Origin of the sequence: Bacillus sp. T33-2 (genome assembly GCF_002860205.1) — a bacterium.
In the GTDB taxonomy this organism is placed as follows: domain Bacteria; phylum Bacillota; class Bacilli; order Bacillales; family Cytobacillaceae; genus T33-2.
Genome location: NZ_PGVB01000010.1, coordinates 487,115 through 499,511 on the forward strand (window position 1 = coordinate 487,115; position 12,397 = coordinate 499,511).

The 12,397-nt window shown below is 47.4% G+C and carries 10 protein-coding genes; 5 read left to right on the forward strand and 5 right to left on the reverse strand.

All coding sequences use genetic code 11. The features are described from left to right. The first annotated feature begins 10 nt into the window (after positions 1-10). From gerPC to CVD19_RS09380, 4 genes are all read left to right on the forward strand, one after another. Positions 11-625, forward strand: coding sequence for a spore germination protein GerPC (gerPC, locus tag CVD19_RS09365; protein ID WP_257985071.1), 615 nt, complete (start codon positions 11-13; stop codon positions 623-625). Further along, positions 622-804 (forward strand): spore gernimation protein GerPD, encoded by a 183-nt coding sequence (locus CVD19_RS09370; RefSeq protein WP_101581572.1) that lies wholly within the window; start codon positions 622-624, stop codon positions 802-804. The genes gerPC and CVD19_RS09370 overlap by 4 nt, the downstream gene beginning before the upstream one ends. Continuing rightward, positions 804-1,187, forward strand: coding sequence for a spore germination protein GerPE (locus CVD19_RS09375; RefSeq protein ID WP_101581573.1), 384 nt, complete (start codon positions 804-806; stop codon positions 1,185-1,187). Before CVD19_RS09370 ends, CVD19_RS09375 begins: the two co-directional genes overlap by 1 nt. A gap of 65 nt (positions 1,188-1,252) precedes the next feature. Further along, entirely contained in the window at positions 1,253-1,468 is a 216-nt protein-coding gene (locus CVD19_RS09380; protein WP_101581574.1) for a spore germination protein, read from the forward strand. Positions 1,469-1,509: 41 nt separating this feature from the next. Here the strand turns inward: CVD19_RS09380 and addA are convergent, their stop codons facing one another. Continuing rightward, a complete protein-coding gene (gene addA, locus CVD19_RS09385; RefSeq protein ID WP_101581575.1) occupies positions 1,510-5,286 on the reverse strand; it encodes a helicase-exonuclease AddAB subunit AddA in 3,777 nt (1,258 codons plus the stop codon). After that, positions 5,255-8,764, reverse strand: a complete 3,510-nt coding sequence (gene addB, locus CVD19_RS09390) for a helicase-exonuclease AddAB subunit AddB (RefSeq protein ID WP_101581576.1) — start codon at positions 8,762-8,764, stop codon at positions 5,255-5,257. The genes addA and addB overlap by 32 nt, the downstream gene beginning before the upstream one ends. A 254-nt stretch (positions 8,765-9,018) precedes the next feature. Between addB and CVD19_RS09395 the strand changes: the two genes are divergently transcribed. Then, positions 9,019-10,176 carry an MFS transporter gene (locus tag CVD19_RS09395; protein ID WP_257985072.1) on the forward strand — a complete coding sequence of 386 codons (1,158 nt, stop codon included), beginning with the start codon at positions 9,019-9,021 and terminating at the stop codon, positions 10,174-10,176. Positions 10,177-10,199: 23 nt separating this feature from the next. Here the strand turns inward: CVD19_RS09395 and CVD19_RS09400 are convergent, their stop codons facing one another. Genes CVD19_RS09400 through CVD19_RS09405 form a run of 3 tightly spaced genes read right to left on the reverse strand, consistent with a single transcriptional unit; the run spans position 10,200 to position 12,294 of the window. Continuing rightward, a complete protein-coding gene (locus CVD19_RS09400) occupies positions 10,200-10,571 on the reverse strand; it encodes a GNAT family N-acetyltransferase (protein ID WP_257985073.1) in 372 nt (123 codons plus the stop codon). After that, positions 10,561-10,740, reverse strand: coding sequence for a hypothetical protein (locus CVD19_RS25395; protein WP_257985074.1), 180 nt, complete (start codon positions 10,738-10,740; stop codon positions 10,561-10,563). The genes CVD19_RS09400 and CVD19_RS25395 overlap by 11 nt, the downstream gene beginning before the upstream one ends. Positions 10,741-10,779: 39 nt before the next feature. After that, positions 10,780-12,294 carry an acyl-CoA synthetase gene (locus CVD19_RS09405; protein WP_257985075.1) on the reverse strand — a complete coding sequence of 505 codons (1,515 nt, stop codon included), beginning with the start codon at positions 12,292-12,294 and terminating at the stop codon, positions 10,780-10,782. Positions 12,295-12,397 lie beyond the last annotated feature (103 nt).

The following is a 12,397-nucleotide window of genomic DNA, read 5'->3' on the forward strand; positions in this document are numbered from 1 at the left end:
TGGATTCGAGGTGAGTCCTTTGAACACGGAAATCTTTCAGTATGTAAACTGGCTCCATTCATTTGTAGACCAGCAAAGCCGGACATTGACTGGACTGGAGAGCATGGTCAAACAGCTGCAGGAAGAAGTCGCCCGCTTGAAAGAACGGCCCCCGGTCCAAATCGGAACCATTCAATACAGTTTTGACCAACTTAAGGTGGAGACCCTTGAAGGCACCTTAAACATTGGAGTGAATCCGGCTGATCTTGAGGGAATAAGCGACTTTGCTGTCGGGAACAACGACATAAATGCCCCTGTTTCTCCTAAACATCATTTCCAAAGAACGGTGGAAATTGAAACGGCCATCCAGGGATACCTTGAAACCGAACTGCCGGATATTTTCCGGACAGCACAGGAACAGTTGAACATGACTGTCGATGAATCCTATTTCACTTTTATAAAGGAAGATATTAAAAAGCAGCTTTCAAACCGGATAGCTGCCCATCTGAAAGAATCTGCCTCTGGTGAAAGAAACGATGATCCTAGTGGTGGGATTATCGAAAAAATAAAACAGGAAATAAAAAATGGCGTGTACGTGTTTTTGCAGCAGCTTCCTGATCATGTGAAGGGAATGAAATCAGAATGAACTTTTATGTATATAACCGTGATATTTGGGTGGGGAAAATCGATATACTTGGTATCTCCAGTTCTTCCATGCTGCTTGTCGGGGATGCAGAGACGATTCAGCTGGCGGCCACGTTCGACACCCCAGCCGAATCACTCATAGTTGGTCCATTTGTTCCTTTGACCCCGGAAACATCATAATGCTGTCCAGAACTTCCGTTGTCGACGAAATCAAAATCAGCACCTTGTCTTTTTCGTCCATTTTCCAAATCGGCGATGCGGAGATTACAAATGGCTTTTCAAGAGCCATAGCCGTCCAAAGGGAGGCCGAGACCTTTTTCGGCAATGAAGGAAATTTTGCGGCCTTTCCGATTTTTTCAGAGCCTATTCCTATCCCACCCATCGAAGAGGAGCTCTCGTTTATAAAAGAGCATATTAATCCTGTTATCAAGGTCAACAATATTATTGTTACCGGGGTATCTTCTTCCTCAGTCGTCCAACTCGGCAGCACCCGGAGCATTTCAATGGAGGCACGAGTGAAACACATCCGGCAGCTGCTGCCGCGGGAGGAAGATGAGTTATAGCATTGCCATGCCACTTCCGGAAACTCAAACTGCTATGGCATAAAAGATTATAGGGGATGTTTTAAATGCCAGCAATTATAGGTCCTGTACAGATTAATAATGTCACCGGGGGAAATGTCCATTTTGGGGATACGCTCTATATATCGCCGAAAAGCAATTCTAAAACATACTCCGGGCAAGGGTCGCAAAATACCGGGGCCTTGATTGTCACAAACAACGGCATCAGCTCTACCGGTGTCCTTGACAGCAATCTTGTCGACCAGCCCACGGTTGGCAGTTAGAAAGCCGATACGGAACATGCCCGTATCGGCTTTTAAATGGTCTATTCCATCTTCAAAAGATGGCCGCCGTCAAAAAAGAATAAATAGCTTTCATCGACTTTTCTTTTCCAGATTTGTTCAAGAGCCCTGGCGTACAGGCCAACCTGGATGCGATAGCGGTCTTCGAGCATCGGCCGCGCCTGCTCAAAGCCTCCTTTAAAACGGCCGAATATTGCATCTGTCTTAAAATCGAGCAGCACCATTCCCTCTTCGTCTTCAAAAACGCAGTCAACGACACCCTGGATGAAAATTTGTTCATTGCTTCCGTTCCACTCCGGGTAAACCTCAGTGGCCGGCAGGGACAAATAAAACGGCACTTCCCTGCTAACCCTTTTAGCATTGAGGAGCCGCTGCCCCGTTGTGGAATCAAAGAAGTCCAGAATCCATTCCGGTTCTATCGCTTCCCGCTGTTCAGGCAACAGCAGTTCTTTTTCGACCATTTCATCCAACTGCTCTTTTAGGGACTGTGCATTGATTGGTTTAGAAAGATCAACATGCTGCATCACCATGTGCATGGCTGTCCCTTTTTCCGCAGGAGTCAGCTTTTTCTCCTGCATAAACCTTGGGCGGTTCAGGAGCGGCTTCGTAAACGTACGCAAAATGTCTGTCCCGCTTTCATCGTCCCTTGTCTCATGGTTTCTTTTCAACTCTGAAACGGATTGCTTGGAACGGTGGCTTTTCGCGTCCGAATAGGAGTAGCGCCAGGACAGATTCCCTTCTACCATTCCCTTCAGAGGAGTTCCCACGTTTACTGGTTTGCCTTCAGCAACTTTCATCAGCCTGTCGTCCTTTTCCAATGCAGCTTCATCAACCAAGGACGCGACTTCCTCAGCCTTGTTGACTTCAATCCTCCAGCGTGAAGTATGACCAGTAATTTCAGAAGGAATGAGAGGATTCAGCTCCGTTTGATCCTTCCTCAAAGGGTACGACTCAGCGTGGCGGATGATGGCAGGACCGATCCATTCCAGATAGCTGTCAGCCGATGCACGCTGGAATTCATCCAAAAGCCAGCTGGATTGATCGGCGGCGCTGACCCATTTTTCTGCAGATTTGCCTGCATCTTTTACAGACCCGGTTAAATACAGCTTTTCTTTAGCCCTCGTCAGCGCGACATAAAGCACCCTCATCTCTTCCGCTAGCATCTCCATTTTCTTTTTCCTTTTAAAAGCTTGCTGTGGCAGGGAAGGATAGGAAATCCGCTTTTCAGCGTTGACGTATTTGGCGGCAAATCCATACTCTTTATCGAGCATATAGAACTTCTTAAGGTCCAAAGTATTGAATTTGCGGGCAAGCCCAGCGACAAAAACAACCGGAAATTCAAGCCCTTTGCTGCTGTGGATTGTCATAATCCGGACAACATCCTCCTGCTCGCCCAGCGCCCGTGCCGCGCCGAGGTCATCACCCCGCTCGCGCATCCGCTCGATAAACCGCAGGAAACGGAACAATCCCCGGAAGGTAGTCGCCTCATACTGTCGTGCCCGGTCATAAAGAGCCCGGAGATTGGCCTGCCTCTGTTTTCCACCGGGCATCCCGCCGGCAAAATCATAAAATTTCGTGTCCCTGAACAGCTGCCAGATTAAATCGGACACTGGCCCCTGGCGTGCTTTCGAGCGCCACTCTTTAAGGCGGTCAAAGAAAGGCCTTACCTTATAATACAAAGCCTCTGTATCCGGTCCGGGATTTTTCCGGCAGAATTCAGCGAGCGCTTCGTAATAAGCTCCGCGTTTTTTTGCTATACGGATGATCCCCAGCTCTTCCTCGTTGAGCCCGACAATTGGCGACCGCAGCACAGATGCAAGCGGAATGTCCTGGAATGGATTGTCGATCACCTTTAATAGTGACAGCATCACTGCGACTTCAGTAGCTTCGAAATAGCCTGTCGACAGATTAGCATAAATCGGGATGCCCTGTTGCTTGAATTCTTCCATGATTTGCGGTGCCCATGTCATCGACCTGAGCAGAATGACGATATCCCTGTACCTGACCTGGCTGCCCGCTTTGATTTTCGGATTATAGACCTGCCGTCCTTCGGATATCATTTCTTTTATCTTGCTTGCCATGAGACGTGCTTCGAGCTGTGATTGCTCGATATCAAACGCATCGTACTCTGATGGGCCAGCTTCATTTTGTTCGTCCGACGACTCTTCGGACATCTCACCTGCCGTTTCAACTAGAAGCAATTCTATTGGGAATGGGTCCTCCCCAGGATATGGGGCCCCTTTTTTTAATTCTGCGGCTTCATCATAATCAATTTCTCCGACTTTTGCTCCCATGATTTGTTTAAACAAATAGTTTGTTCCATCCAGCACTTCAGCGCGGCTCCTGAAATTCCGGGCGAGGTCGATCCGCAGTCCCGAGCCTTCACCATCCGGTGTAAAACGGCCATACTTGCCTAAAAATAAATTCGGCTCGGCAAGACGGAAGCGATAAATCGATTGCTTGACGTCCCCCACCATGAACAGGTTCCCGTCTATTTCTCCATCGGCGGTTACCAATTGAAGGATCGCTTCCTGCACCATGTTTGTGTCCTGGTATTCATCGACAAGGACTTCCCTGAATTTGTTCCTGTAGGAAAGCGCTGCTTCGGAAGGAGTCAATGCTCCGCTCTCTTCATCACGGTTTCCGAGAATTTCAAGGCAGTAATGCTCCAGGTCGGAAAAGTCGACAAGCCCTTTTTCCTGTTTTATTTCCCCAAATCTGGCGCCAAACGTTTTGACAAGGCCCACCAGGGTTTCAATCAGGGGTTTCATTTCCTTCATGTCCTTCAGGAAACTCTCGGGCCTTCTTGAGAAAAGTTCGGTCTGGATACCCTGGACGATTTTTTTCGCTTTATCCCTCAGTTTTTGCGATTGCTCAAGCAGGTTTTTGTCAAAATCGTCGCCCCTGCATGCTTTTGCCCTTCCAAAAGATACATTTTGCATGGCCGAGTGCAGCATTGCCCATGATTCATTTTTAGTAGCCAGAAGAGTGTCGACTAAATGGATATCTTCTGTGAAGTTCGCCGCCCGTGGTGCAGGTCCTCCCGGCAGCCCTGTCAAATCAAGACCGGAAAGGAGGATTTTCCTTGCCCCCTGAAGCTGCAGCTCCACATCATATAATAGTGCCTTTGCAAACGGCAGTTCCTCGATCTGGGTGGATTCGTCCACGTCATACATCGAAATGATGGATTCCAGATAGGATTCCGGGTCAGGGTTGGATCTAGCAAAATCATATAAATCAAGAATGATATCTTTTAAGGCATCATCAGAGCGGTCATTTGTAAAGGAATCTACCAGCGTGAAAAATGCCTGGTTGTCTTTCTCACCGTATTGTTCTTCAAAAATGTCATCTATGACCTCATCCCGTAACAGCTGCCCTTCTGTTTCATCAGCAATGCGGAAGCCAGGGTCAATTTCAATGCGGTAATAATATTTCCTGATTACATCAAGGCAAAAGGAATGCAGTGTGGAAATGGATGCCCTGTTCAGCAGGCTTAGCTGCTTTCTTAAATGTGTTGATTTCGGATCTGCATCGATCGCTTTTTCTAGCGCCTCCCCGATCCTGTGGCGCATTTCAGCCGCAGATGCGTTTGTAAAGGTCACCACAAGGAGCTCATCGACGTCAATTGGATCGGTATCCGAAATGATCTTGTTGATAATCCTTTCTACCAGGACAGCTGTTTTTCCTGAGCCTGCCGCAGCAGCAACAAGAATGTCCTGGCCTTTCGCCATGATCGCTTTCCACTGGTCATCGGTCCAGGTGGCATGCTCAGGCTTTGGCGGTATTATTGCTTTCACCAATTTCCCCTCCTTCCATCCTTATCGATTCAAGCACGTCTTCTTTATTCTTTGGAGCAAGCTTCACATAGTCGTTCGTTTCAATGCCCCGGTCGAACTGGCAGACAGATTTGAACGAACAGAAGGTACAGGGCGTCCTGTCTTTCAATTTATATGGAGTTATATCGACAACTCCGCTAATGATCTCATTTCCTGTTTGTATATATTTGTTACGGACAAACTGCCTTAAATTCTCAAAGTCTGCACGGCTTGCAACCTTGGATCTTTTCGTAAGCGAGCCGTCTTTTTTAATGCCTGCCGAGATGATTTGCGAATCACCAGTCCCAAGCCCCTGGTCCATAAGGCGGATGACATTTTGGTCAGCCAGGAGCAGCCCGTTCATTTTGAACCGCTTGATGATTTCCTGTTCGATTTCATCCATGGACAGCATCTTTGAAGCGTTTATCATCGGGTTATGGACATGGAAATAAAGGACTCCCGCAGGATCCGCAGGCCTGCCGACCAGCTGCTGCGAATAGGTGATGATGATGTCAAGATAAGTCAGCATCTGCAGGGAAACTCCGTAATACACCTCTGTAAGGTTGAGGTCTTTGTCACTTGATTTATAGTCGATGACTCTCAAATACAGGCCACTATCATCTTCCGCTTTATCGACCCGGTCGACCCGTCCGATCAGTTCCATCTTTGTGCCATTCCGTAAAGTAAATGACAGAGGCGGAAGCTTTCCTTTTCTCCCGAAGCCAAGTTCAAGGCCGATTGGGGAAAACCCGCTTGTCTTGGCATGCTCACTTAATACAAGTGAAGCCCTGCTGATGATGCTTTCAAGCTTTTGCTTGATATAGTAATGCCGGTTTGAACTGAGCAGGATTTCGTTTTGCAGGCGGGGTGCGAACCTTTCGACTGCATCCCTCGCAAGCCTTTCTGTCTGTGTCCTTGTGAGGGACGCCCATGACAGGTTCTCCTGCATGACTGTTTCGGCAATATGCTTTAAGGCTGCATGGAACAGTTCGCCTATGTCCGGCGCCTCAAGCCGGAATATTTGCCGTTCCCTCAGCTTCAGCCCATGCTGGGCAAAATGGGAAAAAGGACAGCTGTTGAACAGCTCCATCCGCGAAACGCTGGCTTCGATTTTTTCTCCATAAAGTTCTTCACTTACTTTTTCAGTCAGCCTTTTAGTGCGGTTCTCATAAAACAGGCTGGAAAGGACCTTCCGGGCATCATCCCTCCAGCGGTGGTCATTGATGTAATAATCATAAACATCCCACCAAAAATCATGGACGGGGTAATTCCGTTTCCTCAACTGAAGCTGGGAGGTCAAATACGAGAGGGCCGTATGTTCATTTGCTGCGTATTCCAGCTGTTCATGTTCCGGTAATTCGGACGGGTCCGCTACGAAATACTGCATCTGAAGATCAGAAAATAAGTCTTGCATTCTTTTAATGTATGTGGAAGGTATTAACGCTTTTCCCTCCTCATTAGCGATCGGATAGCACAGGTAAAGGAGATCCGAAGGAGTTGTAAAAGCTTTATATGCAATAAAATTTTCATCAAGCAGGCGGGTGCGGCTCCCCGGGGCCATCTTTATTCCCCTTGACATCAAAGCTTCCCTGTCTTCATCACCAAGGATGCCTTCATCGGCAATTTTTGCCGGCAGGACTCCTTCGTTCAAGCCAATCACAAAAGCAACCTTGATATCAGCAAGCCTTGAACGTTCAAGGTCGGCTACGAGCACCTGGTCGATCGCAGGCGGAATAAGGGAAAATTCCAGGGACTCAAATCCGGCGTCCAAAATGGCGGCAAATTGTTTTGCGGTCAGTTTTTCATCGCCAAGCATTTCAACATACTGGTCCAACAGGTCAATCACCGCGTTCCACGCCTGGTCATGTTCACGCGCCTGGACAAGACTACCTTGTTTCTCCGCACTGATTTTCCATGCTTCAAGCTTCGCAGGGATATCAAGCTCTTCGATGAAAAGGTAAACAGCTTCACACAGCTTCCTGCCACTGTCCGCCCTCTTTATGCGCCTTGCCATTTTCAGGAGCGGCGCGGTAATGATGAGGCGCAGATTGTTCAGTTCCTGCTCGATTTCCATTTCTGCATCAGTCTGGCCGACATCTTCAAGCTCCAGCCCTTTGATCCTGCGGTATATCCAGCGCTCTTTTTTTGTCCATTTCTGCCCCTGGATGCCATATGCCAAGACGTAATTTTCCAACACGTCCATTTGTTCACGCGCACGGTCAATGTTGGCATTTAACGGAAACAATAAGTCGGTTTTAACCGCCCGGAAAATCGGTTCGTAGCGCCAGTTCGTGAGCACGGTTTCAAGTGACGAACGAATCAGTTCAATCAAAGGGTGATTCAGCATCGTTCTTTTTTGGTCAATAAACACCGGAATTTCATAGTCTTCAAAAACGGTTTCCAAGATATCACGGTACTCATTGCCATTTCTCATCAGAACAGCGATATCACGGTACCTGTAACCCTTGTCCCTAACCAATTTTTGAATATTTCTCGAAACCCCTTCAATTTCTGCCCTGCGATTTGCCGCCTCGCAAATTTGAAGAGCGGCAATGCCTTCGTACCTTGGAGCCGGACGGGTGTCAAACTCTAATTCCAGATGCATCAAGGAAGATTCATTCCACCTTTTTTGCCCGGTTAAAACAATTTCATCCTCAAGCGTAAACCCATTTGCCGAGATCATTTCATACAGGCTGCTGCATGTTTCGCCAGTCATCCGGAATATATGGAGTTCATCTGGCGGTGCGTTTTTGAAGGGCCGGTCCAACGGCAGCGCGATGGTAACCCTCCTGCAGTGTCTGATCAGCTGCGCAATGATCATATATTCAAGCGGGGTGAAGCTGTAAAAACCGTCAATATACACTTCTGCATCCTTCAAAGATTGTGAGGCAGGAATTTTTTCAGCCAGAAGGCGGAAATAATCCTCGGAATCGATATACTTGCCAAGCAGTTCGTCTTCGAATTGCCGGTAGATGAGGTCGAGGTCATGGATTTTTTCTGCCAATGCTTTTTGGCCCTGCCCGCCTTCTGGAAACTGTTGGGACAGTTCCTCGGGCTTGATCGAATACCGCTTGAATTCTGCCAGCATTTGTTCCATTTGCTGAATGAAGCCGCTTTTGTCCGCGGCCCGCTGGAAGATTTTCAGCTCGTCTTTCTTATCTTCAATAATCTTCCTGATCATCATGCTGATCCCGACGCTTGTTAAATGGTAGCGGCTGAAGCCCCCGGTTTCCTGCAAAACCCTCCAGGCAAGCCGCGGCAGGCTGTACACCTGTGCCCTGATCATTCCTCCGAGCCCCGGTGTCGTCGACAACCGGTACTCTGACAGAAATGACATTTGTTCCGGAACAAGATAGAGGATCGGGCTGCCTTCTGGATCCGCAGCCAGCCTGTCCCTGATTTCCTGTAAACAAAGCTCCGTCTTGCCGCTGCCGGAGCGCCCAAATATGAAACGAACGGACATATGTAACCCCTCTTCCTGATACGCGTTAATCTATTATTTTGATATTATCATAGTGTCACTTTACCAACAGGAAAAAAGACGCAGTTTTGCGCCTTTGTGCTCTTATAAACAATTTGGGATAAGACTACAAACTTGCATGGTTATTATACCTTATTTTTACAATTTAAGCTAATCTTTAGGCTCGCTAATTTTTGCCAGAACAACCTGCAAAACCTCTGCAATGTGCATATGGTGATGGGGGCAGGTGATTTATTTTGCATTCTTCTTTAAAGTACCGGAGGATATTATTTATACTCACTATCATAGCCATTTTCATGGCGAGCAACATTTATACGCTCATACCAATTTACGCAGTCGTTGCCAACAGTCTGGATATGCCTGAAGGCTCGGTGGTCCTTGCGGGGAGCTTATTTACCATGTTCTACGGGTTCGGGCTTTTGTCTTTAGGCCCTGTATCTGATTACACGGGCCGGAAAAAGATCATGATTTTTGGGCTCCTTGCATCGGCTGTGACAACGATGGCCGTCGGTATTTCCTCCGGGCCTTTGAGCCTTTGGTTAAGCAGGTCTGCACAAGGATTCACGATCGCTTCATTCGCTTCAGTTGCTTTTGCCTATGCTTATGATTTGTTTCCTTTTAAACAGAGAACCTTACTGGTCGTGTTGATCAATACCGGATTTCTGGTTGCCGGCATTTTTGGGCAAGTTGCAAGCTCCATCATTACTCTCTTTTTTTCCTGGAATACTGTGTACACTTTTTTCGCCGTCACCTATGTAATCCTGTTCGCTGCCGCACTGATTGTTTTGCCTGATTCGAAGCCACGGCTCCGGAATGGTGCACCGCTCAGGAAAGTTTTCTGGACTTTATTGACCCACGGAAGCCTCGCAAAATGCTATTTGATTGCATTTACGCTGCTGTTTTCGGTCGTGGCCTTCTACGATTCACTTGGCAGGTCGTTTTCAGGGACGGATTATGAATTGTTCACAATCCGGATGGTGGGGCTGATTGGAGCAATTGTCTCGTTGTTCACTGGAAAGTTGATAGAAAAATACGGCGAGGTGAAAACAGTCATTTCAGGGCTGGTCATGGGGGCAACAAGCACGATATTGATATTGTTGATTGACTCACAAGTTGCTCTCGTCCTTTTTTCGATCCTGTTTGTCTCGTCCATTTCGCTGTTGATTCCGACAGTCATCACGATGATCGGAACATTTGCCGGGGATGAGCGGGCCAAAGCCCTGTCGCTTTATTCATTTGTGCTGCTGACAGGTGCCAGCCTTGCCCCGCCAATTGTGTCTCTTGTTACTTTTCAAGCCATTCTTCTTCTGTTGTCTGTCCTGTACAGTGTCAACCTGGTGCTTTGTCTGCTCCTGTCAAAAGAACGAAAAGCGGAAATGGTTAAAGAAGCATAGCTTAAGGGCCATGCTTCTTTTTGCTATGATTTCCATTCCGGGCGGAGCATTCCGTACAAATACATATTATGCCGTCTGCCGTTTCTTTCGGTAAATTCCCGATAGGTTCCTTCCTTTTTGAATCCAAGCTTTTCATATAGATTTATCGCCGCGATATTGTATGAAAAAACCGTCAGCTGGACGCGATGCAGGTTGAGTTCATGAAAGCAATGATTCAACAGACAAACCATAGCTTCTTCTGCAAGCCCCTTGCCGTGGGCGCTTTCTTCTCCTATACCAATCGCGACCCACCCTGTTCGATGTGTCCAGAGATTCACATCCACCTCGGCAAACCCGATTAATCCGTTCGTTTCCTTCATCCGGACAGCAAAACGGAACAGCCGGTCAAGAATCATCCTCCATCCATTTTCTGATGTCTTCTTCACGTTTAGGCTTTAACGGCTGGGCATCCAGGTGACGGGCATAGTATTCATCGAACTGCCAGCCAATCACCTTCTCGACATCCGATACCCTAAAAGGATTCAGGGAAATCCGTTTCCCGCAAAGCAAGTTGTTCTTAAACATGGGCTTCACCTCCAGGGATGATTTCTCCCCCGGCAGGCATTATTCCTGCTTTTCCGTCCCGGCCATGGCATAATCCTTCAATTGTTTTTTATCAATTTTTCCAACCGGGGTTTTCGGCAGTTCCTCAAGAAAATAAATCCTTTTCGGAATTTTATAGCCTGCAAGCTTATCCCGGCAAAATTCTTTTATCTCATCGGCCGTAATGGTGCCAGAGGTCGCCAATACCACAAACGCGGTCACAGCTTCACCCCACTTTTCGTCAGGCAAACCGATTACGGCCGTTTCATTCACGCCCGGGTGGGAGCAGATCCAGTGTTCAATCTCAAGCGGGTAAATATTTTCCCCGCCGGATATGATCATTTCCTTTTTCCGGCCGACAATGTAATAGAACCCTTCTTCATCACTCTTGGCCAGGTCACCCGTATGAAGCCAGCCAGCATTTAATGCATCCATTGTTGCTTGTTTATTTTTCCAGTAGTAAGAAAAGCAATGTTTGCCCTGGATCAGCAGCTCGCCCACTTCCCCAGCCAGGGCATTTGAACCATCTTCTTTTAAGATTACGGCTGAATTAAAGAGCATCGGTTTCCCGATTGAACCCCTTTTCCGCCAAGCGTCCCCGGGATCAATGTAAAAATTATTCGGACCGGCTTCAGTCAGCCCATAGCCCTCTTTAAAAGCAAGTCCTTTTTTGCGGAACTCATCATATATTTCCAACGGGCAGGGTGCGCCTCCGGAAAGAAAAACTTTCATCGCCGGGAAATCAGATTTCTGAAAAGCGTTTGTCTTGACCATCATGTGGTACATCGTCGGAACAAACAGTGCAACTGTACAATAAAATGAATTCAGGTATTCTACAGCTTTTTCCGGTTGAAAATCATTTGCGATGACAACCTTTCCCCCGGCAACGAGGAGCGGTATTGACAAGGCATTCAGCCCGCCTGTGTGGAACATTGGCAAATAAGTAATCGATATATCCGAATTCGTTAAATTCCAGCTAAGCACTGTGTTTACTCCATTCCATAAAATGGCGCGGTGCGAAAGGACCACCCCTTTCGGTTCCCCGGTGGTGCCGCCCGTGTAAATGATTTCGAGGGGATCCTCCCATCCCAGATCAACCGGCACTGAAATGAACGCTCCCGAATTGGTGATGATATCATACTCTTCATTATCTACATTAAAAGTGCTGCCCAGCTCACAAAATTGGGTAACCATGTGTTCCATGTCCGAATGGAATCCAACCAGCTTTGGGGATGCATCACTGAATATATATTTAAGTTCTTTAATCGACAATCGCCAGTTAAGCGGTACAAAGATAGCTCCAATTTTTCCGCAGGCGAACAACAGGTCGAAATAACAAATATTATTCGGCGACAGTAATGCGACCCGGTCACCTTTTTGAATTCCCCTGGCCACGAGCCAGGCTGCAACTGCCTCTGCCCGCTTATCAATTTGGCTATAGCTCCAAATTTGGTCTGTTTTTGCATCGGCAATTGCTTCAGCCTCCGGAGCGAGCCGTGCCCTGTTCTTAAGCCAATCGAGTTCCCACCCCAACATAATCTCTCCTTCTCTCTTCCTTGGTGACTCAATTGTAAAAATGAAAAGTTACAGGGGAGTTACAGTCTAGTTTTTCCGCTGAAAAAACCAGCAACCGCAAATG